The sequence below is a fragment of the Mycobacterium sp. IS-1590 genome (genome assembly GCF_001500025.1).
Classification (GTDB): Bacteria; Actinomycetota; Actinomycetes; order Mycobacteriales; family Mycobacteriaceae; genus Mycobacterium.
In genome coordinates, this window is sequence record NZ_LQIW01000012.1 from 144951 (window position 1) to 171929 (window position 26979).

Annotated in this window: 32 protein-coding genes; 16 read left to right on the forward strand and 16 right to left on the reverse strand. The window is 67.1% G+C overall.

Annotated features, from left to right (window positions below; all coding sequences use genetic code 11):
- Positions 1 to 3: 3 nt before the first annotated feature.
- From AU197_RS10160 to AU197_RS10200, 9 genes are read left to right on the forward strand one after another with little or no spacing between them, the layout of a single operon-like run.
- A complete protein-coding gene (locus AU197_RS10160; RefSeq protein WP_064402457.1) occupies positions 4 to 267 on the forward strand; it encodes a HypC/HybG/HupF family hydrogenase formation chaperone in 264 nt (87 codons plus the stop codon).
- Positions 264 to 2570 (forward strand): carbamoyltransferase HypF, encoded by a 2307-nt coding sequence (gene hypF, locus AU197_RS10165; RefSeq protein ID WP_064402458.1) that lies wholly within the window; start codon positions 264 to 266, stop codon positions 2568 to 2570. Before AU197_RS10160 ends, hypF begins: the two co-directional genes overlap by 4 nt.
- Positions 2567 to 3286, forward strand: coding sequence for a DUF6390 family protein (locus tag AU197_RS10170; protein ID WP_064402461.1), 720 nt, complete (start codon positions 2567 to 2569; stop codon positions 3284 to 3286). Before hypF ends, AU197_RS10170 begins: the two co-directional genes overlap by 4 nt.
- A complete protein-coding gene (locus AU197_RS10175) occupies positions 3283 to 4008 on the forward strand; it encodes a HypC/HybG/HupF family hydrogenase formation chaperone (RefSeq protein ID WP_064402462.1) in 726 nt (241 codons plus the stop codon). The genes AU197_RS10170 and AU197_RS10175 overlap by 4 nt, the downstream gene beginning before the upstream one ends.
- Positions 4005 to 4691, forward strand: coding sequence for a D-sedoheptulose-7-phosphate isomerase (locus tag AU197_RS10180; RefSeq protein WP_064402464.1), 687 nt, complete (start codon positions 4005 to 4007; stop codon positions 4689 to 4691). Before AU197_RS10175 ends, AU197_RS10180 begins: the two co-directional genes overlap by 4 nt.
- A complete protein-coding gene (hypE, locus tag AU197_RS10185; RefSeq protein ID WP_082696594.1) occupies positions 4688 to 5782 on the forward strand; it encodes a hydrogenase expression/formation protein HypE in 1095 nt (364 codons plus the stop codon). Before AU197_RS10180 ends, hypE begins: the two co-directional genes overlap by 4 nt.
- Positions 5783 to 5793: 11 nt before the next feature.
- Positions 5794 to 6066 carry a HypC/HybG/HupF family hydrogenase formation chaperone gene (locus tag AU197_RS10190; protein WP_064350957.1) on the forward strand — a complete coding sequence of 91 codons (273 nt, stop codon included), beginning with the start codon at positions 5794 to 5796 and terminating at the stop codon, positions 6064 to 6066.
- Between the two features lie 10 nt (positions 6067 to 6076).
- A complete protein-coding gene (gene hypD, locus AU197_RS10195) occupies positions 6077 to 7204 on the forward strand; it encodes a hydrogenase formation protein HypD (protein WP_064402466.1) in 1128 nt (375 codons plus the stop codon).
- A 54-nt stretch (positions 7205 to 7258) separates the two neighbouring features.
- Positions 7259 to 7702, forward strand: a complete 444-nt coding sequence (locus tag AU197_RS10200) for a hypothetical protein (RefSeq protein WP_064402468.1) — start codon at positions 7259 to 7261, stop codon at positions 7700 to 7702.
- A gap of 4 nt (positions 7703 to 7706) precedes the next feature.
- Here AU197_RS10200 and AU197_RS10205 read toward each other — a convergent pair whose 3' ends face one another.
- Together AU197_RS10205 and AU197_RS10210 are read right to left on the reverse strand one after the other, a co-directional pair.
- Entirely contained in the window at positions 7707 to 7901 is a 195-nt protein-coding gene (locus AU197_RS10205; RefSeq protein ID WP_064350960.1) for a DUF3046 domain-containing protein, read from the reverse strand.
- Between the two features lie 9 nt (positions 7902 to 7910).
- Positions 7911 to 9083: a glycosyltransferase gene (locus AU197_RS10210; protein WP_064402470.1), complete on the reverse strand. Its 1173-nt coding sequence runs from the start codon at positions 9081 to 9083 to the stop codon at positions 7911 to 7913.
- Between the two features lie 42 nt (positions 9084 to 9125).
- Between AU197_RS10210 and AU197_RS10215 the strand changes: the two genes are divergently transcribed.
- The gene (locus AU197_RS10215) at positions 9126 to 9566 is read left to right on the forward strand and encodes a limonene-1,2-epoxide hydrolase family protein (protein WP_064402472.1); all 441 of its coding nucleotides are present in this window, start codon (positions 9126 to 9128) and stop codon (positions 9564 to 9566) included.
- Here AU197_RS10215 and pspM read toward each other — a convergent pair whose 3' ends face one another.
- The 4 genes from pspM to pgsA all read right to left on the reverse strand — a co-directional run bounded on the left by pspM (position 9567) and on the right by pgsA (position 12383).
- A complete protein-coding gene (gene pspM, locus AU197_RS10220) occupies positions 9567 to 10397 on the reverse strand; it encodes a phage shock envelope stress response protein PspM (RefSeq protein WP_064402473.1) in 831 nt (276 codons plus the stop codon). It abuts the gene before it with no gap.
- A 15-nt stretch (positions 10398 to 10412) separates the two neighbouring features.
- Positions 10413 to 11228 (reverse strand): phage shock protein PspA, encoded by an 816-nt coding sequence (gene pspA, locus AU197_RS10225; protein ID WP_064402475.1) that lies wholly within the window; start codon positions 11226 to 11228, stop codon positions 10413 to 10415.
- 116 nt (positions 11229 to 11344) lie between these two features.
- Entirely contained in the window at positions 11345 to 11665 is a 321-nt protein-coding gene (clgR, locus tag AU197_RS10230; RefSeq protein WP_064395243.1) for a transcriptional regulator ClgR, read from the reverse strand.
- Positions 11666 to 11786: 121 nt separating this feature from the next.
- The gene (gene pgsA / locus AU197_RS10235) at positions 11787 to 12383 is read right to left on the reverse strand and encodes a CDP-diacylglycerol--glycerol-3-phosphate 3-phosphatidyltransferase (RefSeq protein ID WP_064402476.1); all 597 of its coding nucleotides are present in this window, start codon (positions 12381 to 12383) and stop codon (positions 11787 to 11789) included.
- Positions 12384 to 12424: 41 nt separating this feature from the next.
- On the opposite strand from pgsA, the gene AU197_RS10240 reads away from it, so the two are divergent.
- Entirely contained in the window at positions 12425 to 12934 is a 510-nt protein-coding gene (locus AU197_RS10240; RefSeq protein WP_197415506.1) for an amino-acid N-acetyltransferase, read from the forward strand.
- Positions 12935 to 12982: 48 nt separating this feature from the next.
- Here AU197_RS10240 and AU197_RS10245 read toward each other — a convergent pair whose 3' ends face one another.
- Positions 12983 to 15460, reverse strand: coding sequence for a DNA translocase FtsK (locus tag AU197_RS10245; protein ID WP_082696595.1), 2478 nt, complete (start codon positions 15458 to 15460; stop codon positions 12983 to 12985).
- A 98-nt stretch (positions 15461 to 15558) separates the two neighbouring features.
- Between AU197_RS10245 and AU197_RS10250 the strand changes: the two genes are divergently transcribed.
- The 3 genes from AU197_RS10250 to AU197_RS10260 all read left to right on the forward strand — a co-directional run bounded on the left by AU197_RS10250 (position 15559) and on the right by AU197_RS10260 (position 17203).
- Positions 15559 to 16011: a DUF2834 domain-containing protein gene (locus tag AU197_RS10250; RefSeq protein WP_064402478.1), complete on the forward strand. Its 453-nt coding sequence runs from the start codon at positions 15559 to 15561 to the stop codon at positions 16009 to 16011.
- 65 nt (positions 16012 to 16076) lie between these two features.
- Positions 16077 to 16391: a putative quinol monooxygenase gene (locus AU197_RS10255; protein WP_064349694.1), complete on the forward strand. Its 315-nt coding sequence runs from the start codon at positions 16077 to 16079 to the stop codon at positions 16389 to 16391.
- Positions 16391 to 17203 carry a mycofactocin-coupled SDR family oxidoreductase gene (locus AU197_RS10260; protein ID WP_064402481.1) on the forward strand — a complete coding sequence of 271 codons (813 nt, stop codon included), beginning with the start codon at positions 16391 to 16393 and terminating at the stop codon, positions 17201 to 17203. The genes AU197_RS10255 and AU197_RS10260 overlap by 1 nt, the downstream gene beginning before the upstream one ends.
- 199 nt (positions 17204 to 17402) lie before the next feature.
- Here the strand turns inward: AU197_RS10260 and AU197_RS10265 are convergent, their stop codons facing one another.
- Genes AU197_RS10265 through thyX form a run of 3 tightly spaced genes read right to left on the reverse strand, consistent with a single transcriptional unit; the run spans position 17403 to position 20773 of the window.
- Positions 17403 to 19082, reverse strand: coding sequence for a ribonuclease J (locus AU197_RS10265; protein ID WP_064402483.1), 1680 nt, complete (start codon positions 19080 to 19082; stop codon positions 17403 to 17405).
- The gene (dapA, locus tag AU197_RS10270) at positions 19082 to 19984 is read right to left on the reverse strand and encodes a 4-hydroxy-tetrahydrodipicolinate synthase (protein ID WP_064402486.1); all 903 of its coding nucleotides are present in this window, start codon (positions 19982 to 19984) and stop codon (positions 19082 to 19084) included. Before dapA ends, AU197_RS10265 begins: the two co-directional genes overlap by 1 nt.
- 24 nt (positions 19985 to 20008) lie before the next feature.
- A complete protein-coding gene (gene thyX / locus AU197_RS10275) occupies positions 20009 to 20773 on the reverse strand; it encodes an FAD-dependent thymidylate synthase (protein WP_064402488.1) in 765 nt (254 codons plus the stop codon).
- A 167-nt stretch (positions 20774 to 20940) separates the two neighbouring features.
- On the opposite strand from thyX, the gene AU197_RS10280 reads away from it, so the two are divergent.
- On the forward strand, positions 20941 to 21243 hold the full coding sequence (locus AU197_RS10280; RefSeq protein ID WP_064402490.1) for a DUF4193 domain-containing protein: 303 nt from the start codon (positions 20941 to 20943) through the stop codon (positions 21241 to 21243).
- Between the two features lie 79 nt (positions 21244 to 21322).
- Here AU197_RS10280 and AU197_RS10285 read toward each other — a convergent pair whose 3' ends face one another.
- The 6 genes from AU197_RS10285 to AU197_RS10305 form a co-directional block, all read right to left on the reverse strand.
- Positions 21323 to 21649: a hypothetical protein gene (locus AU197_RS10285; protein WP_156434374.1), complete on the reverse strand. Its 327-nt coding sequence runs from the start codon at positions 21647 to 21649 to the stop codon at positions 21323 to 21325.
- A 64-nt stretch (positions 21650 to 21713) separates the two neighbouring features.
- The gene (locus AU197_RS10290) at positions 21714 to 23120 is read right to left on the reverse strand and encodes an Rv0964c family protein (RefSeq protein WP_064402494.1); all 1407 of its coding nucleotides are present in this window, start codon (positions 23118 to 23120) and stop codon (positions 21714 to 21716) included.
- 8 nt (positions 23121 to 23128) lie between these two features.
- Positions 23129 to 23452 carry a WXG100 family type VII secretion target gene (locus tag AU197_RS25985; RefSeq protein ID WP_197415507.1) on the reverse strand — a complete coding sequence of 108 codons (324 nt, stop codon included), beginning with the start codon at positions 23450 to 23452 and terminating at the stop codon, positions 23129 to 23131.
- Positions 23453 to 23547: 95 nt separating this feature from the next.
- Positions 23548 to 24759: a winged helix-turn-helix domain-containing protein gene (locus tag AU197_RS10295; protein ID WP_064402495.1), complete on the reverse strand. Its 1212-nt coding sequence runs from the start codon at positions 24757 to 24759 to the stop codon at positions 23548 to 23550.
- Between the two features lie 111 nt (positions 24760 to 24870).
- Entirely contained in the window at positions 24871 to 25356 is a 486-nt protein-coding gene (locus AU197_RS10300) for a dihydrofolate reductase (RefSeq protein WP_064402497.1), read from the reverse strand.
- Entirely contained in the window at positions 25346 to 26146 is an 801-nt protein-coding gene (locus tag AU197_RS10305) for a thymidylate synthase (RefSeq protein ID WP_064402862.1), read from the reverse strand. The genes AU197_RS10300 and AU197_RS10305 overlap by 11 nt, the downstream gene beginning before the upstream one ends.
- A gap of 43 nt (positions 26147 to 26189) precedes the next feature.
- Between AU197_RS10305 and AU197_RS10310 the strand changes: the two genes are divergently transcribed.
- Positions 26190 to 26930 carry a dienelactone hydrolase family protein gene (locus AU197_RS10310; protein WP_064402498.1) on the forward strand — a complete coding sequence of 247 codons (741 nt, stop codon included), beginning with the start codon at positions 26190 to 26192 and terminating at the stop codon, positions 26928 to 26930.
- The last annotated feature ends 49 nt before the right edge of the window (positions 26931 to 26979 follow it).

Sequence of the window (26979 nt, forward strand, 5' to 3'; positions counted from 1 at the left end):
CCGATGTGTCTGGGAATTCCGGGACGGGTCGTGACGATGCTGGAGGGCTACGGCGATCAGCTGGCCCTCGTCGACGTGGCGGGTGAGCACCGCAAGGTCAACGTCGGCATGCTCCCCGAGGAGACGTTCGCACCGGGCGACTGGGTCATCATCCATATGGGCTTCGCGGTGGAGAAGACCGACAAGGCAGGGGCCGACGCGGCTCTCGCGGGCCTGCAGTTGATGGGCAGCGGCGAACCTGTTCCGGACCTCGGGGACTTGCCATGAGCACGCGGCGCCGGCTGCGCGTCCGGGTCCGCGGAGTGGTCCAGGGGGTCGGCTTCCGCCCCTTCGTGTATACGACGGCGGCCGGACTGGGGCTGACCGGAAGCGTCCGCAACGACAGCACGGGCGCGCTCATCGACGTCGAGGGTGACGCCGCCGACGTCGATGCGTTCCTGATTCGGTTGCGCGACCACCCACCGCCGCTGGCCGTGATCGAAAGTCTCGACGCCGAAGCGCTTACGGTGGCGGGCGGGACGGGCTTCGTCATCGCCGACACCACGCGCACCGACGGCGGCCGCACGCTGACCTCACCCGACGTCGCCATGTGCGCCGACTGCGCCGCCGAACAACGCGACCCGCGCAACCGACGCTTCCGTCATGGGTTCATCAACTGCACCAACTGCGGTCCGCGCTTCACCATCATCGCCTCGCTGCCCTACGACCGGCACGCCACGACCATGGCGGGCTTCGACATGTGCGAGGCCTGCACGCGCGAGTACCACGATCCCGCCGACCGCAGGTTTCACGCCCAGCCCATCTGCTGCCGCGACTGCGGCCCGGCCATGACCTACCGCGACCATGCGGGCGCGACCACGACAGGAGAATCCGCGCCGCGGCGCGCACGCCGATTGCTTACCGACGGCGGCATCCTCGCGGTCAAGGGCATCGGCGGCTATCACCTGGCGTGTGATGCCGACAACCAACACGCGGTCGCCGAGTTGCGTGCCAGAAAGCGCCGCGGCGACAAGCCGTTCGCGGTGATGGCACCCGACCTTGCGACAGCTCGCGAGCTGGTCGAGATCGATACGCCGTCGGCGCGGTTGCTGACCGGACCGCAACGCCCCATCGTGTTGATGCCGCGGCGCGGTGACGCCCCGGTCGCCGATGCCGTCGCACCGCACAACCCGGACCTGGGCGTTCTGCTGGCCTACACCCCGCTGCACACGTTGCTGTTCGGCTTGCCGGGCGACGAACCCGGTCCAAGCGCGATGGTGATGACCTCGGCCAACCTTGCCGGCGAGCCGATCTGCTTCACCGATGCCACTGCGCTGGAGAGGCTTTCGCATATCGTCGACGGCTGGCTCATGCACGACCGCGAAATCCTGGTGCCCTGCGACGACTCCGTGATGCGGGTGATCACCCTCGACGGCGCAGACAAGCCGGTGGAGTTGCCGATCCGGCGTTCGCGTGGCTACGCGCCGTTGCCCGTCGCGTTGCCGACGCCGGTCCCGCCCACGTTGGCGGTCGGCGCCGATCTGAAGAACACCATGGCGGTCGCGGACGGCCGGTACGCATGGTTGAGCCAGCACATCGGTGACATGGACGATCTGGCGACGTTGTCGGCGTTCGATTCCGCGCAACGCCATCTGCGGGAGCTGACGTCCGTCGCGCCGCAGGTGCTGGTCGCCGACGCGCATCCGCTGTACCGCTCGACCGAGTGGGCCCGGCGCAACGCGGCGGACCGGCCGGTCAAATTGGTTCAGCATCATCACGCGCACATTGCCGCGGTGATGGCCGAACACGGCCTCGACGGGTCCACGCAGGTGCTCGGGTTCGCCTTCGACGGAACGGGTTATGGGCCCGACGGTGCGGTGTGGGGCGGCGAGGTGCTGCTGGCCAATTACAAGGGCTACCAACGTCTCGCGCACCTGAAGTACGTGCCCCTGGCCGGTGGTGACGTCAGCGTGCTGCGGCCGTACCGGATGGCCCTGGCACACCTGTGGTCGGCGGGGATCGGGTGGGATCCTGAACTGCCCCCGGTTTCGGCCTGCCCACCCGGCGAGCGTCAAGCGCTCGCCCGGCAACTCGAGATCGGCCTCGGCTGCGCGCCGACCTCCAGCATGGGTCGGCTGTTCGACGCGGTGTCCTCACTGGTCGGGGTGCGGCACGTCGTCGACTACGAGGCGCAGGCCGCCATCGAGCTGGAGGGCATCTCACGCGGCATCGAACCCGGTTCAGACGCATACGCGTTCGCCGTCGACGCATCCGACTCGACGGCGGTGGTCGATCCCGCGCCCATACTGCACGCCATCGTCGCCGACCTCCGCGCGGGCATATCGCCCTCCGTCATCGGCGCCCGGTTCCACCGCGCGGTCGCCGACCTGGTCGTCGAGCTTGCTTGCATCCACGCCGACTCGTCGCGGCCCGTAGCCCTGTCCGGCGGTGTGTTCCAGAACGCCCTGCTCCTCGAGTCGACCCTGAACGGCCTACGCGCCAGGGGCATCGACGCGATGACCCATCGCGCGGTGCCGCCCAACGACGGCGGCATCGCATTGGGCCAGTTGCTGGTGGGGAACGCATCATGAACGACCGGGGCGGTTCCACGTTGTTCGGCCGCTATGCCTACCCACCGAACGAGCTCGGCTACTGCGGGCCGGCGGACTGCGGTGGCGCCTCCGGGCTCGCCTCACACGCCCGCGAATTCGACGGTGCCTGGCCGTATCTGACCGCCATCGCCGAGGCCGTCGGGGCATCCGACGCGCTGGACGACGAGGTCGTCGGCAGTTACTGGATCGGCGGTCCGGCGCTGTCCAAGGTGGATCCCGATCACCTGCTGGCGCGGTTGCGCGCGTCGTTCACCGGTCAGGTCACCGGGATGCTCGGCACAGTGCCCGCCACCTCCGATGTCCTGGCACACCACAGCTTTCACGTCTTCGTCGTCTACCCATGGGTGAAGTTCCTCGGGCGCGACGCCGACACCGCCGTGGGTGTCATGCAGGCCTGCCGCATCCGGTGGGGCACCGTCACGTCCGTGACCGGCGACCGGGCGGAGATCGCGTCGCGGCCCCTGCAATACGCGGATGGTCGGCTGATGCTGGGCGATTCCCGCGCCGAGCGGATCGCGTGGAAGCGGGGCGAGGTGTCACTTGCGCCCGTTCCGCAACTCGGCGCGGTCGTCTCCGCCCATTGGAACTGGATCTGCGGGACACTGACCGACGAGGAGGCCGCCGACCTCGAAGTTGCCACACAGACGACGCTCGACCTTGTCAACTCCGTCCTCGGACAGGGAGTATCGCCATGACGACCGCGCAACGCCCGTATGTCGGGGAGGAACTGTCAGCCGACCTCGCCGCCGCCGCCCTGGATTTCGCTCGCCGGTTCAACGATGGAGCGACCCTGTGGGTGATCTCGCCGCAGTGGGAGCCGCACGCCCATCACATCGCCGTCGAGTTCGTGCATCCGGTGATCGTGGGCAAGCGGGCACTTCCGTCGGTAGCCCTCGTCGAACCGGACCCCGTCGCGCAGGCGCGGGTGGCCAGCCGGCCCGGCGATCTGCTGATCGCGGTGGCCTCGGCGAACGAACCGTCGGTCGTCGACGCGATGCGGCGCGCCCGCGCGTGGGGCGTCCTGACGCTGTGGATCGGGTCCGGACCGCGTCCACCGGCGGGAGCGGCGAACCACATCCTCTGGATCGACACCGAGGACCCGATGGTGCCGGCCACCGGAGCGTTTGTGCTGCTGTATCACCTGCTGTGGGAGCTCACCCATGTCTGCTTCGAGCATCCGGGACTGCTCAAACCCGCAGAGCCCGCCGCGGTCTGCGTGACGTGCAGCGACGACGGGCGACTCGGTGAAGTGCTCGCGCCACCACTCGATGCGACCAGCTCGGCGCTGGTACGCACCGCCGACGGTGAGGAGTGGGTCGACGTGACCCTGGTCGGTGATGTCGCGGTCGACGATCTCGTTCTGCTGCATGCCGGCGCGGCCATTTCGCGTGTCGAGCCCGAGGAGGTGCGCCGATGACCGACTCCGATGCCACCGGTTTCCTGTACCCGTTCATCGAGTCCGAGGAGACCGACGCCGCGAGCCTGCTCGACGATCTCGCGGCCTCGGCCCGGGCCAAGGCGGCTGAAAGCGCTCGGCTGCAACGGGACTCGCTCGGAGAGTACGGTGACGCGTTGACCGCGGCCGGCTCGCAGATGGCCGAGCGGTTCCGCCGCGGCGGGCGGTTGTACACCTTCGGCAACGGCGGAAGTTCCACCGACGCCGCGACGTTGGCCTCGCTGTTCAGCCGGCCGGCGCGCGGAAGGCCGGTCGCCGCATGGTCTTTGGCCGCCGACAACGCGGTGGTGACCGCGCTCGGCAACGACGTCGGCTTCGAACTGATTTTCAAACGCCAGATCATCGCCCACGCCCGCGACCGCGACGTCGCGGTCGCGCTGTCCACGTCCGGCAACTCCGACGACCTGATGACCGCGATCACCGAGGCCAAGCGTCGCGGCCTGCTGACCGTGGGCTTCTCCGGACACGACGGCGGGCGGATGGCGGCCGCCGACGACCTCGACTTCTGTTTCACTGTCCACTCACAGAGCATCCACCGCATCCAGGAGAGCCATGCGATGCTCGGCTACCGGCTCTGGTCGGTGGTCCAGGAACAGCTGCACACCAACTCGGCCCGCGCACTGAACGGAGCACATTCCACATGACACGAGCTGCGAGCGCGTCCGAACGCGAGGACCGCGTGCTGGAACGGATCGACAAGTTCCGTCAGCGACGACCGCGGCTGCTCGACGACGTGGTGACGCTCGCGCACGGCGCGGGCGGCAAGTCGTCGGCCGCGCTCGTCGACGCGGTGTTCCTCGAGGCCTTCCGCAACGACGAACTCGAACAACTCGGCGACGCGGCGGCCGTGCGGATGTCGTCGGGTGAACGGCTGGCCTTCTCCACCGACTCCTTCGTGGTGTCGCCGCGGCGCTTCCCCGGTGGCTCCATCGGCCACGTCGCGGTGCACGGCACGATCAACGACCTGGCCGTCTCCGGCGCCCGCCCCCAGTGGCTCTCGGCGGCGTTCGTGATCGAGGAGGGCTTCGCGATCGCCGAGCTGCGCGAAATCGTCGCGGACATGGGCGAAGCCGCGTCGAACGCGGGGGTGCAGATCGTCACCGGCGACACGAAGGTCGTCGGCAAGGGGGCCGCCGACGGTCTCTACATCTGCACCGCGGGCGTGGGATTGATTCCCGAGGGCCGGCGGCTGTCCCGTGACAGCGTCCAGCCCGGCGACAAAGTCGTGCTGTCCGGCACGGTCGGCGAGCACGGGATGGCCGTCATGCTGGCGCGCGGCGACCTGGCCATCGACGCCGACATCGCCTCGGACACCGCGCCGGTACACGAACTCGCCGAGCTTCTCCTGACCGCGGCGCCGTCCACCCGGTGGATGCGCGATGCGACCCGCGGCGGCGTGGGCACGGTGGCCAACGAACTCGTCAAGGACGCGCCGTTCGCGATGATCCTCGACGAGGAGAAGCTGCCCGTCCTGCCGCAGGTGCTCGGGGCGTGCGACATGCTCGGTATCGACCCGCTCTATGTGGCGAACGAAGGCAAGTTCGTCGCCGTGGTGCCCGCCGACGAAGCCGATGCGGCGGTGGCCGCGTTGCGCGGCCACCCGCAGGGGGAACACGCCACGGTGGTCGGCGAGATCGTCCCCGAGCCCCACGGAATCGTCGCGCTACGAACGTCGTTCGGCGGCAGCCGAATCGTCGACATGCTCGTCGGCGACCCCCTGCCACGGATCTGTTGAGAGGAGAGCACATGTGCCTCGGTATCCCCGGTCAGGTGGTCGACATCGTCGACGCCGAACAGTCGCTGGCCAAGGTCGACGTCAACGGCGTACGCAGGATCATCAGCGTTCGACTGCTGGCCGACGACAACCTGCAGGTCGGTGACTGGGTCCTGGTGCACGTCGGGTTCGCGATGGCCAAGATCGACGAACGCGAGGCGAAGCTCACCCTCGACCAGGTGCAGAAGATGGGCGCCGACTACGCCGCCGAGATCGAAGCGTTCAACTCGTCCGAAATCGCTTGAGAGGCAAGTCATGAGATTCGTCGACGAATTCCGCGACCCGGCCGCCGCACGCGCGCTGGTCAGATCCATCACCGACCTCGCCGGTGACGACGAGTTCAAGTTCATGGAGGTGTGCGGCGGCCACACCCACACCATCTACCGCCACGGCATCGAGCATCTGCTGCCGGAGACGGTCGAGCTGGTGCACGGGCCCGGGTGCCCGGTGTGCGTCATCCCGATGGGACGCGTCGACGACGCGATGTGGCTGGCCGAACAAACGGACGTCATCTTCACGACGTTCGGCGACATGATGCGAGTGCCGGGCTCGCGGGGCAACCTCATCGAGGCGAAGGCCCGCGGCGCCGATGTGCGCTTCGTGTACTCACCGCTGGACGCGCTCAAGATCGCGCTCGACAACCCCGACAAGCGAGTCGTGTTCTTCGCCGTGGGCTTCGAGACCACCGCGCCGTCCACCGCCGTGACGCTGGTGCGTGCAAAAGCGTTGGGCGTGGGTAACTTCAGCGTCTTCTGTAACCACGTCACGATCGTTCCACCGATCAAGGCGATCCTGGAGTCTCCCGACCTGCGTCTGTCCGGATTCCTCGGGCCCGGACACGTCTCGACGGTGGTGGGGTTGCGCCCGTACCGGTTCGTCCCCGACGTGTACGGAAAACCCATGGTGGTGGCTGGGTTCGAACCGCTCGACATCCTCGCGTCGGTGCACATGCTGTTGCAGCAGATCCGCGACGGCCGCTGCGAGGTCGAGAACCAGTACACGCGAGTGGTGCGTCCCGAAGGCAACACCCAAGCGCTCAAGCTGATGGCGCAGACGCTCGAGCTGCGACCGCATTTCGAGTGGCGGGGCCTGGGTTTCATCTCGCAGAGCGCGCTGCGGCTCCACCCCGACTACGCCGACTTCGACGCCGAACGCACCTTCGCCATGCCGGGTGTGCGCGTGGCCGACCCGAAGGCGTGCCAATGCGGCGAGGTACTCAAAGGCGTCATCAAACCGTGGGAGTGCAAGGTTTTCGGGACTGCGTGCACGCCGGAGACACCGATCGGGACGTGCATGGTGTCCCCCGAGGGCGCCTGCGCGGCCTACTACAACTTCGGCCGGTTACACCGGGAGACAGCGCTGGTGCTCGGGCGGCGCGCATAGCGGCGGTCTAGTCATCGCCGCAGATTCCGCGGCGACAAGTGAGGAGTGATTGTCATGTCAGAGCCGGAGGAACGAGGCAAGCGCGGAACCGGATCCGATCAACCCTCGGGCGGGCCGGCGGACCGTCCGTCGGACACCTATCGCGGTGACGAGTCCGTCCCCGCACACGAGGACGGCGGTAAGCCGGACTTCCAGCCGGGATTCACCAACGAACCCCCCAAGGATGTCGAACCCGAGATCCCACCGTACGAGGGGCGGCAGCAGTCGGCCAAGCCGGAAGGCTCCGGCGACGACGGCGGCGAACGCACCGCGGGTGCGGTGAAGCCGGCCACCGATGCCGCGAGCAAGGCGCCGCCGCCGAGCGAGACCATGGGCGGTGCGACCGCCTCCCCCGCCGACGAACAGCCGGCATCACAGATGCCGGAGTCCGACCGCGACGACGACCGGGTCGGCCCGTCACACACCACGGGCGCCGGTCGCGCCGAGGACAAACGCTAGCCGTTCACCACTGATCGCGCGGGACGTCGAAGTCCGAGCACAGTGCGCGCCACACGTCGCGCGGTTCGACGCCGTCCTCGATGGCCTGCTCGGCGGTGCGCCCATCCAACCCGCTCAGGACATGGTCGACGAGCAGGGACGAGCCGCGCACGGGGCCGAACTGTTCCTCGACGAGCTGATGAAATTCCGTCAAGCGCACGAGCCCAAACTACGCTGTGGCCCTCAGTGCTTCATGGCACACCCGTACCGGATCATCGACGTCGGCTACCGTCGCCCCGGCCCGCCGCGCCGCCTGCCGGTAGCCAGGTGTGCTCATCACCTCGCGCACCGCCTGCACCAACCCATCCGGGGTGAGAGGACGCACCAACTGTGCACTCCCCTGGCGCACAACACGATTCGCGATCTCCCATTGGTCCCCGCCGCCCGGCACGATCACCATCGGCACACCGGCCAGCAGCGCCTTGGCAACGGTCCCGTGTCCACCGCCGCAGATCAGCACGTCCGCCTCGGCCAGCAGCTCGTCCTGGCGGCCGAGTCCGACCACGGCCCACGGCGGCACCTCGCGATCAGGCCCTTCGAGCCGCGACACCACCACCCGCGAACCGGCGGGCAGGACGTCGCCGGGCACCAACACGTCCAGCGCCAGGTCGGTGAGTCCGCCCGCACCCGTGGTCGCCGTCGACGGGGCCACCGCCACGACCGGGCCGTCACCGGCGGGCAGCGTCAGCACCGCGGTCGTCGGCTCGTAGTGCAAAGGGCCGACGACGACGGCCTCGGCCGGCCAGTCCGGTCGCAGCACCTCCAGGGCGGGCAAGGTCGCGATGAGACGTCGCAGCGGTCCCGGATCCTCGGGGGGCAGGCCGATCCCGACGCGGGCCGCGGATCGCTGCCGGAGCCCGGCGCGCCACGACCGCGCACTGAGTGCGCGCAGCGCCGCGTCGCGCAGCCGCCCCCGCACACCTGTTCCGGCCGCCAGCCCGCTGCCGATCGGGGGCAGGCCCTTTGACGGCCGGTACAGCGGGTGGGTGTTCAGCTCGACCCAGGGCACGCCCAGCAGGTCGGCGGCCAGCCCGCCGCACGCGGTGATCGAATCGGAGACCACCAGATCAGGTTCCAGTGCGGCGATCCGATCCCTGTTGAGCACCGCCATCCGGGCCGCCCGTTGGTGGATCTTGGCGCCCGCGTCGGCGTCGTCGTCGGCGGCCGTGGGATCCAGACCGTCCAGTTCGCAGGCCTCGATGCCCTCCCCTCGTGCCGTGTCGAGCCATCGGGTCCCGGTCAACAGCGTCGGTGAATCCCCGTTGGCCAGAAAACGAAGACACAGCGCGATCGCCGGAAAGGCATGCCCCGGATCGGGGCCGGCAACAACTGCGACGCGCATTGGGCTACCGTGCCACAGCGCTGCGGCACTACGCTTGCGCCCATGACCGACCAGGCTTCCGAACTGAAAACCGACGTCGACAACATCCGGGCGGTGGAGACGTTCCTGTACGCCCTGCAGGACGAGGATTTCGACACCGCCGACGGCCTGCTCGCCGATCACGCCGAATGGCACAACGTCGGCTATCCCACGATCCGGGGCAGGCAGCGCATCATCGGCCTGATGCGCCGGGGTCAGGGTCGGCTCGGCTTCGAGGTGAAGATCCACCGCATCGCCGCCGACGGCAACTCCGTGCTCACCGAACGCACCGATGCGCTGGTGTTCGGACCGGTGCGCCTGCAGTTCTGGGTGTGCGGGACCTTCGAGGTGCACGCCGGTCGGATCACATTGTGGCGCGACTACTTCGACACCCTGGACTTCCTCAAGGCCACGGTGCGCGCGCTGGTCGCGACGGTGTTCCCAGCGCTGCGGCCGACGATGTAGTCAGGCCCCGCGGAGGTGGCCGAGTTCGTTGAACGCCTCGGCCCAGCCGACGAGCCGGTCGGTGGCATTGGACAACTCGTCGCGGTAACGCTGTTGCCACATGGGCGAGGTCGACGTCGGTCCGGCGTTCGCCGCCGACACCAGTTGCGCTGCGGCGTTGACCATATCGGCGTACTGCCGTGCCCCGTGATCGAGTTGGGCCGTGAATGCCGCGATCGTGGGCGCCAGGTGCGCCCGCGAGTGCGGCGTCGCGCGGATCGCTTTCTCCATCGACGTCACTTCGTTCGCGGTGGCCGCCATGGTCGTCGCGGTCTGATTCGCCGCCGCGCTCAGCTCGCGCAGTTCATCCGGCGGCAGCATCCGCCCCCGCTCCAGGACCCCCAGCAGTGAGAAGAATCCACGCTCGGAGGCGGCCAACGTCGCCATCGGTTGGCGTGCGGCCGAACCCCACGGTGGGAGCCTGCGGGTGGCGCGCGATCGCGGAGGGGGCAGCGGCTCGCGTCGCAGCCACCGGTACCGCAGGAACGTCAGCGTGGCCAGGAACGCGGCGCCGACCGCGATCGGCGACGGGATGAGCAGCGCCCATGCGGGAACATCCCAGGCCGCCACCACGCCCGTCACGCCGATCCAGAACACGCAGGAAATCGCGAAGAAAACGGTGAGCCGCAATGCCCAGCGCCGCTTACGCAGCAGCTTCGCGCGGGGATCGGCGGCGGCGTTCAGCTTGTCGGCCAGCACATCGGACCACTCGGCCGCCGTGTCTATGCCGTTCTGGACACCCCGCTGCACCAGCGAGCGCCACGGCTCGGGTCGACTCCTCTGCGCACTCACGGGTGTCCTCACGAACTACTGAGACAGCGGATTTTCCGGTGTCGCCTGCTGCGGATTGGCCGCCGGGGTGGCGGGCTGCGCCGCGGCGTTACCGCCTGCGGGCAACTGCTCGCCGCGCATCGAGGCGCGGATCTGCTCGAGCCGTGAATGTCCGGCCATCTGCACGCTGGCCTGCTGGACCTCCAGCATCCGGCCCTGCACCGAGTTCTGCGCCAACTCGGCCTCGCCCATCGCGTTGGCGTACCGGCGCTCGATCTTCTGACGCACCTCGTCGAGGCTAGGGGTGGTCCCCGGGGCGGCCAACTCGCTCATCGAGCGCAGCGACGAGCTGACCTGCTCCTGCATCTTGGCCTGTTCGAGCTGGGACAGCAGCTTGGTGCGCTCGGCGATCTTCTGCTGCAGCATCATCGCGTTCTGCTCGACGGCCTTCTTGGCCTGGCCCGCCGCGTTGAGTGCCTGGTCGTGCAGGGTCTTGAGATCCTCGACGCTCTGCTCCGCGGTCACCAGCTGCGCGGCGAACGCTTCCGCGGCGTTGTTGTACTCGGTGGCCTTGGCGGCGTCACCGTTGGCGACGGCCTGATCGGCCAGCGTCAACGCCTGCCGCACGTTGACCTGCAGCTTCTCGATGTCGGCGAGCTGGCGGTTCAGACGCATCTCCAGCTGGCGCTGGTTGCCGATCACCTGGGCCGCCTGCTGGGTCAGGGCCTGATGCTGGCGTTGGGCTTCCTCGATGGCCTGCTGAATCTGCACCTTCGGGTCGGCGTATTCGTCCACCTTGGAGCTGAACAGCGCCATGAGGTACTTCCACGCCTTGACGAACGGATTGGCCATGTCAGTTCACTCCGCCTTCGTGTCGTTGTGTCGGACTCGCCGGCCCGCCTTCCCGTGCTGCCCAATCTATCGGGTCAGCGCGCATCACCACAGTCAGTAATGGTCGGCTCAGCGCGTCAGGCCACCGCCATCGACACGACCTGCGGGATGACCACCTTGGTGGTGGCGTCGATGTTGGCGGCGCCGGCGAAGGCGGCGCTTTCCTCTCGCTCCATCTCCTGACCGGCGTCGAAGAGCACCTGAGAGAGCGGAACGTCCAGGGCGCCGCAGATCGCGCTGAGCAATTCGCTCGAAGCTTCCTTGCGGCCGCGTTCGACCTCGGAGAGGTAGCCCAAACTGACCCGGGCGGTGTCGGACACTTCGCGCAGGGTGCGTCCTTGATCGACGCGGGCACGACGCAGCACGTCGCCGATCACCTCGCGCAGCAATGCCGTCATCGTGCATCTCCCTTCGGAGTGAATGTCTGGGATCTAAGAGGGCAACGCTGAAGGCGGGCCGGTTGGTTCCCGATTAACGCAGATCACTGTCGCACGGGCCCTGACCAGCGCTCGTGCGTCGTCACTGAGCAGCGGGTCGGCCACGGGAGTCCTTGATCGCCGTCACGACGTAGTCGACGCCGGTGACGACCGTCAGGATGACCGCCGCCCACATGACCACCCACGCGGCGGCCAGCCACGCGCCGGACAGCGGCAGCACGAACAGCCCTATGGCCACCCCTTGCACGAGGGTCTTGAGCTTGCCGCCGCGGCTGGCCGGGATCACGCCGTGACGCAACACCGCGAACCGCAGCGCCGTGATGCCGATCTCGCGGATGAGAATCACCACCGTGATCCACCACGGCAGGTCGCCCAGTAGCGAAAGCCCGATCAGCGCCGCGCCGATGAGGGCCTTGTCGGCGATGGGGTCGGCCAGCGTGCCGAACTCCGTCACCATGCCGTAGTTGCGCGCCAGCGCCCCGTCGAACCGGTCGGTGATCACGGCGACGGTGAACACCACGAATGCGGCTATCCGCCAGAATGTTTCATGCCCGTCACCGACGAACAGCACCACCAGAAAAACCGGGACCAACGCCATCCGCACGCCGGTGAGCACATTCGCGATGTTCGCTATGCGGGCGCGCGGGACCAGCGGATCAGTATGGGGTTGGCCCGACACCGCAACAGAATATCGGTTGCTCGAACCGATACTCTCCACCTGTGAGCGCAGAATCCGGCGAGGCCGTCGTGCGGCGTGCGCGAACCTCGGATGTCCCCGCCATCAAGACCTTGGTCGACATCTACTCCGGCAAAATCCTGCTGGAGAAGAATCTGGTGACGCTCTATGAGGCCGTGCAGGAGTTCTGGGTCGCCGAAATCGACGGCGAACTGCTCGGCTGCGGCGCGCTCCACGTGCTGTGGTCCGACCTCGGCGAGGTGCGCACTGTCGCCGTGCATCCCAAGGTCAGGGGCCAGGGCGTCGGGCATGCGATCGTCGACAAACTGCTCGACGTCGCCCGCGAATTGCGCCTCGAGCGGATCTTCGTGCTCACCTTCGAAGTCGAGTTCTTCAGCAGGCACGGGTTTCGGGAAATAGACGGCACACCCGTCACCGCCGAGGTCTACGAGGAGATGTGCCGCTCGTACGACACCGGCGTCGCCGAGTTCCTCGACCTGTCCTACGTCAAGCCGAACATCCTCGGCAACACCCGAATGCTGTTGACCCTCTAGCGGTTTGTGCACGCCTCGATGCGCTCAGCGCTCCTGAGCGCGCACAAGTCACTCGTCGTCGTCGCCGCCGGCGTCCGATCCGCGGATAGATGCCAGCGTGGCCGCGAGTTCGTCGGGTTTGACGAGAACCTCGCGGGCCTTGGAACCCTCGCTCGGCCCGACGATGTTGCGGGTCTCCATCAAATCCATCAACCGGCCCGCCTTGGCGAACCCGACGCGCAGTTTGCGCTGCAACATCGAGGTCGACCCGAACTGGCTCGACACCACCAGCTCGACCGCCTGCAGGAAGACGTCCATGTCATCGCCGATGTCGGGGTCGACGTCGGTGCGCTCGCTGTTGGTCTTGGCATTGGTGACGCCCTCGGTGTACTCCGGTTCGGCCTGCGACTTGGTCGCCTCCACGACGGCGTGAATCTCGTCGTCGGTGATGAACGCGCCCTGCAACCGGATGGGCTTGTTGGCCCCCATCGGCAGGAACAGCCCGTCGCCCATGCCGATCAGCTTCTCGGCGCCCTGCTGGTCGAGGATGACGCGGCTGTCGGTCAGCGACGACGTGGCGAACGCCAACCGCGAGGGCACGTTCGTCTTGATCAGGCCGGTGACGACGTCCACCGACGGTCGCTGCGTGGCCAGCACCAGGTGAATACCTGCCGCGCGGGCCTTCTGGGTGATGCGCACGATCGCATCCTCGACATCGCGCGGGGCGGTCATCATGAGGTCGGCCAACTCGTCGACGATCGCGACGATGTACGGGTAGGGCTTGTACTCACGCTGGCTGCCCAGCGGTGTGGTGATCTCGCCGGAGCGCACCTTCTTGTTGAAATCGTCGATATGGCGCACGCGCGACGCCTGCATGTCCTGATAGCGCTGCTCCATCTCCTCGACCAGCCACGCCAACGCGGCGGCGGCCTTCTTCGGTTGGGTGATGATCGGGGTGATGAGGTGCGGAATGCCTTCGTAGGGTGTCAGTTCCACCATCTTCGGGTCGATCAGGATCATCCTGACCTCTTCCGGTGTGGCCCGCACCAACAGCGACACCAGCATCGAGTTCACGAAGCTCGACTTGCCCGAACCGGTCGAGCCGGCGACCAGCAGATGTGGCATCTTGGCGAGGTTCGCCGAGATGTACTCGCCCTCAATGTCTTTGCCCAGACCGATGACCAGCGGGTGGTGGTCACCTCGGGTGGCCGGGTCGGTCAGCACGTCAGCCAGGCGCACCATTTCGCGGTCGACGTTGGGAACCTCGATACCGACGGCGGACTTGCCCGGAATCGGCGCCAGCATCCGGACGCTCTCGGTCGCGACCGCGTAGGCGATATTGCGTTGCAGCGCAGTGATCTTCTCGACCTTGACACCCGGTCCGAGTTCGACCTCGTAGCGCGTGACGGTCGGTCCGCGGGTGCAGCCGGTGACCGATGCGTTGACCTTGAACTGGTCGAGCACCTCGGTGATCGCCTCGATCATCCGGTCGTTGCCTGCGCTGCGCCGTTTCGGAGGATCGCCGGCGATCAGAAGCTCGAGCGACGGCAGCGCGTACGGTCCGTCGACCACACGGTCGAGCGTCATCGTCGGCTGCTTGGACTTCTTCTTGCGCGTCTTGGCGGTCGGTTCGGGGATTGTCGGGGCTTCGTCGGAGAGCGGATAGTTCTCCATCGGCGTTCCGGTCGGCCAGGCCTGTTCGGCGTCGTCGCCGTAGGAGGCGGGGTCGTCGTAGTAACCGTCGGAGAAATCGTCGGACTCGGAGATGACGGCGGTGTCCTCGTCGTCGTAATCGTCGTAGTCGTACTCGTCGTAGCCGCGTGCGGAGAACATCGCGCGCACGGTCGAGGGCACTTCGCGGATCGTTGTTCCGGTCACCAGCAGGACGCCGAACAGCACCCCGATGAACAACAGCGGCGCGGCGATCCACGGCGTCAGGCCATCGGAGAGCGGACCGCCGATTGCGAAGCCGAAGAAGCCCGACGCTTGTCGACGTGCCGCCGGATCCTGCGGCGAGCCCGCCCACAGATGCCACAGCCCGAGTGCGGGCAACGCGATCATCGCCGAACCCAGGATCAGCCTCGGCCTGGCGTCAGGATCCGGTTCGGTGCGCATGAGCGTCACACCGATGGCGGCCAGCGCGATCGGAACGAGCACGACGGCCGCGCCGATCAACGTCCGCCAGAAAGTGTCGAGCCAGTCGCCCACCGGACCGGCGGCGCCGAACCACGAACTCGCCGCGAGGATCACCGCCAGACCGAGAAGCGCCAACGCGATGCCGTCGCGGCGATGGCCGGCTTCCAGATCGCGGGCCCGACCCACCGAACGCGCCGTGGTGCCCGCGCCCTTGGCCAACATCAACCAACCGGCCCGCACGCCGCGTCCCACCGAGGCACCGGCCGACGAGATGGGCGACGATGTCCGGCGCGGTGACGACGTCCGGCGCGGAGCCGGCTTCCGTCGCGGCGCCGCGCGGCCACCCGATCGCGCGCCCGGCTTTGACCTGGTCGAACGACTTCCAGAGCGCGCGGCGGTCTTACTAGGCATGCCTGTAAGCCTAGTCGCTCTAGCCCCAGAATCACCATCTGCCACACGGGTAACAGATCCGTATCGATTGACGCCCTTTTGCGACTTATCGTGCGGAAATGACCGATAACGACAGGTCGGCGGGCTTGCCGACGACCACTAAAGCGCTCTGTGCCGTCTATGCCGCCATCGCGGTCGGCGCGCTGATCGCCACGTGGAGCCAGAACCTCGCCTACCTCGACAGCGGGGCGGGATTCTTCCGCGTGTTCTGGGAAGACACCAAGGTCAACCCGGCGTCGCGGTCCATCACCGCCGACATCGCCCTGTTCCTACTCGCCGCGGTGATCTTCATGGTGTTCGAGGCGCGCAAACACGGCATCCGATTCGTCTGGATCTACGTCGTCGCCTCATTCTTCATCGCGATCAGCGTGACGTTCCCGTTGTTCCTTCTCGCGCGCGAATTGCGAATACATCGCAGCGAGGCCCCGCGAATCGGGACGCTTGACACCGTGGGCCTCGTCGTCGTCGCGACGGCTACGGCGGCCTTCACGATCTGGATTGACGTGGTCTGAGCACCGCGGCTGTCGGTGAGTAGGCTGTGCACTCGTCCAGCAGCACTCACCGAGGAGTCCCGCCAATGCCCGTTGTCGTCGTCGCCACCATGACCGCCAAGCCCGAGTCCGTCGACACCGTGCGGGACGCGTGCAAAAAGGCCATCGAGGCGGTGCACCAGGAGCCCGGCTGCGAGCTCTACGCGCTGCATGAGGCGAACGGCACCTTCGTGTTCGTCGAGCAGTGGGCCGACGAGGACGCCCTGAAGACGCACAGCACCGCCCCCGCCATCGGTGAGCTGTTCGGTGCGGTCGGCGAGCACCTCGACGGCGCGCCCGACATCAAGATGCTGCAGCCGGTCGTCGCGGGTGATCCGAGCAAGGGCGCGCTGCGGTCCTGATGGCTCCGCTCGCAGGCAGAGTCGCGTTCATCACAGGCGCGGCGCGAGGTCAGGGCCGCGCAGAGGCGGTGAAGTTGGCCTCCGACGGCGCGGACATCATCGCCGTCGATCTTTGCGACCAGATCGCCTCGGTGCCTTATCCGCTGGCGACAGCAGACGATCTCGCCGAGACCGTGAAACTCGTCGAGGACACGGGCGCGCGAATAGTGGCGCGCCAGGCCGATGTTCGCGACCAGGATGGCTTGGCCTCGGCACTGCAGGCCGGTCTCGGCGAGTTCGGCCGCCTCGACATCGTCGTGGCCAACGCCGGTATCGCGCCGATGCAGTCCGGCGCCGACGGGTGGCGCGATGTGATCGACGTGAACCTCACCGGCGTCCATCACACGGTGGAGGTGGCCAAGGAGGCACTGATCGCCACCGGCGAGGGCGGTTCGATCGTCCTCACCAGTTCGGTGGTCGGCCTGGTCGGAATGGGCAGCGACGACCCCGGCGCGATCGGCTACGTCGCCGCCAAACACGGCATCGTCGGGTTGATGCGGTTGTATGCCAATCTGCTTGCGCCACATAGCATCCGGGTCAACTCGGTGCATCCTGCCGGCGTGGACACCCCGATGATCAACAACGAAGCGACGCGACAGTGGTTGGGCAGCATCGCCGAGAAGTCTCCGCAGGACATGGGCAACGCGCTTCCCGTCCAGGTGCTGCAACCCGAAGACATCGCCAACGCGGTGGCGTGGCTGGTCTCCGATGCGGCGCGTTACGTCACCGGCGTCGCGCTCCCGGTCGACGCGGGGTCGGTCAACAAGCGCTGAGCTGCCAGCAGCCGCGAGCTCGCAGCCGCCGCCTCTTCCAGCTGCCAGCAGCCGCAAGCTTGCAGCCGCCGCCTCCTCCAGCTGCCAGTGGTACCTCCTTTACTGCCCAGCTATGAGCGAATTATTCGTCGATAGCGAATAATTCGCTCATAGGCGGGCAGCCCCACAAGTGGGGTCCCACGGATGCCGATGAGGCTGGTCAGATTTCGATGACCGTCGGGACGATCATCGGCTGGCGCCGGTAGACCTCGCCCACCCATTTGCCGACGGCCCGCCGCGACGCCTGGGCGATGCGGTTTATGTCGGTGACCCGTTCGGCCACAAGCGCTTCGAGCGCCTCTTCGACCTTGCGGGTGGCCGGCTCGAGAGCTTTCGGGTCCTCGGAGAAGCCGCGGGAGTACAGGTGCGGCGGCGCCGCGGGCTTACCGGTGCCGCGCTGGACGACCACCGTGATGCCGATGAACCCCGAGGAGAGCGTGAGCCGTTGACCGACTACGGCGTCCCCCACATCGCCGGTCACCAGCCCGTCGACGAACATCTTCCCGGTGGGCACCGCGCCCGCGATCGAGGCTCGGCCCGCCACCAGGTCGACGCTCACGCCGTTCTCGGCCAGCACGATGTTCTCCTCGGGAACGCCCGTGCGCGCGGCCAGACCGGCGTTGGCCCGCAGCATCCGCCAGGTGCCGTGCACGGGCATCACGTTGCGAGGCCGCACACCGTTGTAGAGAAACAGCAGTTCACCGGCGTAGGCGTGACCGGTGACATGAACTCGCACTTGCGCGTTCGTGACGACGCGTGCCCCGATCTTCGCCAGCGCGTCCAACACTCCGAAGATCGCTTCCTCGTTGCCCGGTATCTGCGACGAGGACATGATGATGAGGTCACCCGGGGTCAGCGTGATGCTGCGGTGCTCGCCGCGCGACATGCGCGACAGGGCCGCCATCGGCTCGCCCTGCGTACCGGTGGTGACGAGTACGACGCGTTCGGGCGCCATCATCTCCGCGGCGCCGATGTCGATGATGTCGTCATCGTTTTCCAGCGTGAGATATCCGAGTTCCTTGGCGATCCCCATGTTGCGGACCATCGAGCGGCCGACGAACGCCACCTTGCGACCCAGCGCCACCGACGCGTCGATGATCTGCTGTACGCGACCGACATTGGAGGCGAAGCAGGCGACGATGACCCGGCCCTGGGCGCTGCGGATCAGCCGGTGCATGTTCGGCCCGATCTCACTTTCCGAGGGACCCACACCGGGAATCTCGGCGTTGGTCGAGTCGCACAGAAACAGGTCCACCCCGGCATCGCCGAGCCGCGACATACCGGGCAGGTCGGTCGGTTTCCCGTCGGGCGGAGACTGGTCGAGCTTGATGTCACCGGTGTGCAGCACAGTGCCCGCGCCGGTGTGGATCGCGATGGCCAGGCATCCCGGAATCGAGTGGTTGACCGCGAAGTACTCGCATTCGAACACGCCGTGTCGCGAGCTTTGGCCCTCGTCGACTTCGACGAAGACCGGCTTGATCCGGTGCTCGCGGCACTTCTCGGCCACCAGGGCGAGCGTGAACTTCGAGCCGACGACCGGGATGTCGCGACGGAGCTTGAGCAGGAACGGAATCGCGCCGATGTGGTCCTCGTGCGCGTGGGTGAGCACCAGCGCCTCGACCTCGTCGAGCCGGTTCTCGATGAGGCGCAGGTCGGGCAGGATCAGGTCGACGCCGGGCTCGTCGTGGGTGGGAAACAAGACACCGCAGTCGACGATCAGCAGTCGGCCCAGATGCTCGAAAACGGTCATGTTGCGACCGATTTCGCTGATCCCGCCCAGCGCAGTGACCCGAAGTCCGCCTGGGGCCAGTGGCCCCGGTGGGTTGAGTTCTTCGTTCACTACCGCAGCACCGCGGCCGCCCGCATATCTGCGGCCAACGCGTCGAGTTGTGCAGGCGTGGCGGGCACTTGCGGCAGCCTCGGATCGCCGACCTCGAAGCCCTGTAGTCGCAACCCGGCCTTCGACAACGTCACCCCGCCGAGTTGGGCCTGCGCGTCGACGAGCGGGCCCAGCGTGGCGTTGATCTTGCGGGCCGTCGCGATGTCGCCGGACTGGAAGGCCGACAACATCTCTCGCAGCTGGCTGGCCGCCAGGTGACCCCACACACTGACGAATCCGACAGCCCCCATGGCCAGCCACGGCAGGTTGAGCGCGTCGTCCCCCGAGTAGTACGCCAGCCCGGTCTCGGCGATGATCTGCCCGCCCCCGTGCAGATCGCCCTTGGCGTCCTTGACGGCCACGATGTTGGGGTGCTCGGCAAGGATGCGCAGCGTCTCCCACTGGATCGGCACCACCGACCTCGGCGGGATGTCGTAGAGCACCACCGGTAGAGGCGTCGCGTCGGCCACCGCGGTGAAGTGCGCCAGCAGCCCGGCCTGCGGCGGACGCGAGTAGTAGGGCGTCACCACCAGCAGCCCGTGTGCGCCCTCGGCGGCACAAGCCCTGGCCAGGTGCACGCTGTGCGCGGTGTCATAGGTGCCCGCACCGGCGATGATGCGTGCCCGGTCGCCGACGGCGTCGAGCACCGCTCTCAACAGCGCGATCTTCTCGGCATCGGTGGTGGTCGGCGACTCACCGGTGGTCCCGGACAGCACCAGGCCGTCACAGCCGGAGTCGACGAGCCGCGTCGCCAAGCGGGCCGCGGCATCACAGTCGAGCGTGCCGTCGGGCTTGAACGGAGTCACCATCGCGGTCAGCACGGTGCCCAAACGGGCCCTCACATCGATTCCGCTGGTGCTCACGCGGCTCAGATTACTCGTTGATGGTCACGCTTCCGTGGCCAGAGGGGATGTGGCGACCTCCGTGCCGTCGGACAGCGTGGAGATCTCGAAGTCGCTGAACACCTGGGGTGCGACGTTGACCAGTTGGCGCAGGCATTCGATGGCCAGTCGACGAATCTCGACGTCGGCGTGCTCGCTGGCCCGCACCGCGACGAAATGCCGCCAGGCGCGGTAGTTGCCGGTCACGACGATGCGGGTCTCGGTGGCGTTGGGCAGCACCGCACGCGCGGCCTGACGCGCCTGCTTGCCTCGCAGAACACCGAGTTTCTCGCCGGGCTCGTCGCCTCGGAATTTGGCCTCCAGGCGTTCGAGCAGCTCGGTGTAGGCGGCGCGGCTGGCGTCGGCCGCCGCGGCGAACATCTCGATCAACTCGGGGTCGCCCTCGATTGCCGGCGGCACCACCACCTGCGCGTCGTGTTCGGGGACGTACCTCTGCGAGAGCTGGGAGTACGAGAAGTGGCGGTGACGGATCAGTTCGTGGGTGCACGACCGGGAGATACCGGTGATGTAGAAGGAGACCGAGGCGTGTTCGAGCACCGAGAAATGCCCGACGTCGATGATGTGGCGGACGTAGGCGGCGTTGGTGGCGGTGCGCGGATTCGGCTTCGACCAGCTCTGATAGCACGCGCGGCCGGCGAATTCGACGAGCGCGGGTCCGCCGTCGGCGTCGGTCTCCCATGGCACATCCGGCGGCGTGCTGAACTCGGTTTTGGCGATCAGCTGGACGCGCAGCGGCGAGGTCTCGGCCACGGCTCACCCTAACGCGGGCCGACGGTGATGCCGGTGAGCGCCGAGCCGGCCGCCGGGTGTAGACCGAACCGAGCCGAGAATCCAGGTTTCGACCGCCCGCCGGCCGGGAACAAATCCGTTCTCAATCGGTGTTACCCAGACGCCGATCTAGAGAGGGAGTGTGACCGATGGCCACCGATTACGACGCACCCCGTGTGAAAGACCCCGACGAAGCGGTCGACGAGTCGCTCGAGGCGATTGCGGCCCGGCGGCGCGGACAGGTCGACGTCGCCGTGCTCGACGTCGATGATGGTGACGCGGCCGATCCGATCATCCTGCCCGACATGGACCTGTCCGGGGAGGAACTCACCGTGCGGGTGCTGCCCAAGCAAGCCGACGAGTTCACCTGCTCGAGCTGCTTCCTGGTTCAGCACCACAGCCGGCTGGCACTGCAGTCCGGCGATCGCACGATCTGCGCCGACTGCGTCTGAACCGTCCCTTTCGGCCGAGTGTCGGGTTGTGTCACGCGGTATCGCGCGACACGTGCGTCAACCCAACACTCGGCGTAGGTCAGCGGGCCCCTAAGAGCCAGACGAGCCAGCTGACGACCAGCACAGCGGCGTACACGAGCAAGATTGCCTTCGCGATACGAACTCCGCGATTCTGAGTCAAGCGCGATTGCACGATGCGACTTCTGCGCCCGGCGAACGCCAGCGCAACACCGACGACAGCGATCCCCGGCACCGCGACTGGCCACGCAGCCCAGATCAACGCCGGGCCGTAGAGGCTCAGCCCGAACACGAACCCGAGGACGTATTCCCCTCCCGAGGCGGCCCCGTTGACCACGAATCGCCCAGCCGTCAGAAGACCGGCTACGAGGCACGCTGCTGCTGCCACGAGAGCGATCGATACTCCGATCTCCCGAAGGGACGGCGAACGTCCGGTTGTGGCGACCACGGACCTATCTTCCTTTGGCGACTGTTGGCAGTCGACCGGCGGTCGGATCCTGCAACTCGGTCGCGTGGGCACTGAAGGGATCTCCACCCCAGGGTGTGAGGTTTTCCAGTTCCCACTTCCAACTTGGGATGTCGGGTTCAACGAAAGGGATGGTCGCATCGCCAACCCAATGGTGGCGGCTGAGGCTGGTCGCCGGGCCTAGTTCGCTACCCGAGTTGGCTGGATCCCATTGGAGTTCTACGGGCTCGGCGTAATCGCGGTACTGGTAGGTCTCCATGCTCGGGTAAATGGTCGTGTTGCCTCCGAGACTTACCGCACCATTCTCCGCGGGAGCGAAGGTCACGCGACCGTTCACAGTCACGCCAGCCGCCTTGGCCGCGGGGTTCTCGTATGAGTCGTGGGCGTTGTAGTCAATTGTGATCCGGCCATCGGGCGCTTCGAGAACATTGACCTGGGGAACGGCTGCAAGCGCGCCGCCTCGCTCTCCGTCGACTGCGACGGTTGGATTCTGTCGTGCGACGACAACGCCGTTCTCGTAGTCGAGCAGGATCGTCACGCGTGACGCTTCAATGTCGGCATTCGGATCCGGTCCACGGTTGTCGCCCAAATTGTCTGGGAATAACCGACCGTTGGCGATGTCAGTCCCGTCCATGGCGACATTCTGGACCTTCTCAGCCGGGATGAAGAGGTTGGTCCGGACAAGTCCCCGACCCGGTTGTGGGGTGAACCTCCCCGCCACCACTTCCGCGTCGACACCGAGATTCCTCGGCTGATATGACCCAGGGTCGAGCGCAGCCGCCATACGCCAGTCATTGGGCGAGGCGGGGTCGCGACCGTAGACCTCGCGGAACGCATTGCGGCGGTTGAGCTCTCGTTCAGGAGTGACGTTCTCCGCGCCGATGCTCGGAAATCGATCACCTGTCGCCGATGACAGAACCCGCGCAAGTTCGTCGTCTGTCGACTCAGCATGCATCAACACAGCAGCGATGCGATTCTGGAGGTCGGCCACCTTCGCATCCGCCTTGACGACCTCCTCCGTGGACCATCCGACGGTATCGGGTGGAAGAACGGTGTTGGTGTTGGTCACTATCTCGATTGCCGGCGACTCGGCGGCATATGCAAGAAGCTCTCTGACTTCACTCTTTACAGCCTTTGCATCGTCGTACGCACGTGCGGCGCCAACGGCGACGAGAAACGCCTCTCGCGCGGAGATCTCGAGGCTATTGCGGCTCTCGCTGATCGCTTCTCGAGCGGCTTCTGCGGCATCCCCGCTCCACTGCGTGAACGCCGGCAGGTTACGAAGCTCGTCGGCCTTCTCGCGACTGGTCCGAGCCCGAGCAGCCGCGGCCTGCGAGACCTCATGGATCTCGTCAGGTTCCCAAAACTGTATGTCCGCGAGCGAAATGGACACGCGTTAGCTCACAGTCCTAGGTCGCGCAGGCTGGGGCCGGCTTCGTCAATCGCAGAGGCTGATTCTGAGTCAGTTTCGAAGTAGCTGGCTGCAGCAGAACGGAAATCGTGGCCGCGCTCAACCAGATCAGTGTAGTGACGAGCGCTTTCCTCTTCCCATTGCGCCGCTTTCGCCGCTAGCGCGACCGCGCTCCCGCCGATCCAGCCACGCTGAGCTGCGGTTATCCGCAAATGCGCGGAACTATGGCGAGCACGCAGCTCGTCGGCGGTCGTATCAATGTGCCGCGCTGTCTTATCCAGAGCTGGCACATCTACTTTCAGTTCGTCACTCATCCAGGCACACGATTTTGCTAACGGGAAGCGCTGATTGTTTGCTGGACAACCTATCCCCATCAGGTGACCGCAACCGACACAAAATTTTTCGGCTATTAGAATCGGCGTAGATCGTCGACCAGGTCGCCATTTGCGCCGACCGTGACGTCGGTCAGCCCGAGCCACGACGCCATGGTCCGCAGTTCGTCGGCCAACGCCTTGGCGACCCGTGTCGGCTCAGCGCCCGACTCCCCGAACGCACCCACCACATGTAGCGCGTCGCGTGCGCGATCGGCCTTCAGGTCAACCCTTCCGACCAGTTCGCCATCGAGCAGAAACGGCCACACGTAATACCCGTACTGCCGCTTCGGCGCCGGGGTGTAAATCTCGATGCGGTACCGAAATCCGTTGAACAGGCGCTCGACCCGTGGTCGGAAGAAGATCAGCGGATCGAACGGGCACAGCAGCGCCGTTCCGCGGTCACGTCGCGGAATCACCTGTCCCGTCCGCAGATACGCCGGCCCCTTCCAACCGTCGACCTCGACCGGTTCGAGTTCGCCGTCGGCGGCCAGTTTCGCGATCGCGGGCTTCACTTGCGCCGGGGACAACCGGAAATAGTCCCGGATGTCCTGTTCCGTACCCACACCCAGCGAGCCCGAGGCTCTCAGCACCAGTTCGCGCACCGCGTCCGCCTCGTCGACCTCACGGGCGAGCACCTCCGGCGGCAACACCCGCTCGGCCAGGTCGTAGTGCCGCGCGAACCCGACCCGGGTGGCGGTCGTGAGCACTCCGGACGCGAACAGCGCCTCGGTCACCCATTTGGTGTCGCTGCGGTCCCACCACGGGCCTTTGCGGCCCCGCTGCTCGGCGCCCAGATGCTCCTCGATCTGGCCCGCGGTCGACGGGCCCAACTCGGTCACGGCGCGGACCACCTCGTCGGCCAGCTTGGCGTTCTTCTTGACGATCTCCTTGCCCCACCGGCCGTGGGTGTATTCGCGCATCCGCCACCGCAGCAGCGGCCAGTCGTCGACCGCCATCAGCGCCGCCTCGTGCGCCCAGTACTCGACCAGCATCCGCGGCGATCGCTGCGAATGGCTCCACGCCGCCCTGTCGAGCACGTCGCGGTCGTAGGGCCCGAGCCGACTGAACACCGGCGCATAGTGGGCGCGCACCGACACCGACACCGAATCCAACTGCAACACCTGGATCCGCGAGATCAGCCTTCGCAGATGTGCACGGGTGACCGGCCCCCGCGGGCGCGGTTCGGCGAGCCCCTGCGCGGCGACGGCGACACGCCGCGCCTGCTCGGCCGTGAGTCTGGTCGGCACCCCGCCATCGTGCCCCACACCACCGACATCGCCGTCGCCCAGCGCTCAGGCATGTACGCAATCTGCGGCGAAAACGTACCGAGCTGAGCGCTTGGGTGTTCAGCAGGCCGGTCAGCGCCGGTAGCTGTAGAACCGGTAGCGCAGGCCAGAGGTACTGGTCAGCCAGTCCCCCGCCGCCCCGATCCACGACTCGTCGAGCACCGGGGCCATCACGTCGGCGTCCTGACGCGGCAGGTCGATCTCGACCTCGGTCACCTCGCAGCGCGTCGCGATCGGCAGGGCCGCCGTGTAGATCTGAGCGCCGCCGATCACCCACACCGGATCGTCGGTCAGCGCGTCGTCCAGCGAGGCCACCACTTCTGCTCCCTCGGCCGCATAGTCGGGCCGGTGGGTGAGCACCACGTTGCGACGCCCGGGCAACGGACGGACCTTGGCGGGCAGCGACTCCCACGTCAACCTGCCCATCACCACCGTGTGACCCATCGTCAGTTCCTTGAACCGAGCCTGGTCCTCGGGCAAACGCCACGGGATACCCCCGCCGCGGCCGATGACACCGGAACTCGACTGGGCCCAGATGAGCCCGACGTTAGACCGCAACCGGGGCCTTGATCGCCGGATGTGGATCGTAGTTGCAGATGGCGACGTCTTCGTAGGTGTAGTCGAAGATCGAATCCCGCGGCGCGAGAACCAGTTCCGGGTAGGGTCGGGGGTCGCGGCTGAGCTGTAACTGCACCTGTTCGACGTGATTGTCGTAGATGTGGCAGTCCCCGCCCGTCCAGATGAACTCACCGACCTCCAGCCCGGCCTGCGCCGCCATCATGTGGGTCAGCAGCGCGTAACTGGCGATGTTGAACGGCACACCGAGAAACAGATCGGCGCTGCGCTGATACAGCTGGCACGACAGCCTGCCGTCCGCGACGTAGAACTGGAAGAACGCGTGGCACGGCGGCAACGCCATCTGCGGAATCTCCCCGACGTTCCATGCCGAGACGATGTTGCGGCGCGAGTCGGGATCGGACTTCAACAGCTCCAGCGCGCCGCTGATCTGGTCGATGTGCTCGCCCGACGGCGTCGGCCAAGAACGCCACTGCACGCCATATACAGGACCGAGATCCCCTGTCGGAGAGGCCCATTCGTCCCAGATGGTGACGCCGCGCTCCTGCAGCCAGCGGACATTCGAGTCGCCGCGCAAGAACCACAACAGCTCGTAGACGATCGACTTGGTGTGCACCTTCTTGGTGGTGATGAGCGGAAATCCGGCCGCGAGGTCATAGCGCATCTGGTGGCCGAACAGGCTGCGAGTGCCGGTGCCGGTGCGGTCGGACTTCGGGGTACCGCGCTCCATCACCAGCCGCAGGAGATCCTCGTAAGGCGTGACGATCGGCACGCCGGTCAGCTTACTTCCAGACCCGGCGAGTAGAACGGAGGCCATGCCGAGCATCTCCGCGACCGTCACCACTCCCGACGGCACCTGCCCTGTCACCCTGCACACGCCGAACGGCCCGGGACCGTGGACCGGCGTCGTGATGTACGTCGACGCCGGCGGTGTCCGCGACACCTTCCAGGAAATGGCCGCACGGCTGGCCGGGTTCGGCCACGCTGTGCTGCTGCCCGATGTGTACTACCGCCACGGCGACTGGGAGCCGTTCGACATGCGGACCGCCTTCACCGACGCTAAGCAGCGCAAACGCTTGTTCTCGATGATCTCCTCGATCACCCCCGACATGATGGCCTCCGACGCCGCGGCGTTCTTCGACTTCCTGCAGTCACGGCCCGAGGTCAAAGGCGACGCGTTCGGGGTCTGCGGCTACTGCATGGGCGGGCGCACTTCGGTGATCGTCGCGGGTCGGGTACCCGATCGGGTCGCCGCGGCGGGATCGTTCCACGCCAGCGGGCTGGTCACCGACGAACCCAACAGCCCGCATCTGCTCGCCGACCAGATGAAGGCCACCGTCTACGTCGCCGGCGCCGAAAAGGACCAGGGCTTCACGACCGCGCACGCAGAGACCCTCGACAAGGCCCTGACCGCGGCGAACGTCACCCACACGGTGGAGTTCTACCCCGCCGGCCACGGCTTCGCGGTGCCCGACAACGCCCCGTACGACGAAGAGGCCGCCCAGCGGCACTGGATTGCTCTGCAGGAGCTGTTCGAATCCGCTCTGCCCAACTGAGGCGCATTTGACCGGGTCCGGGCACAGCCTGCCCGGCCGATACGCAACG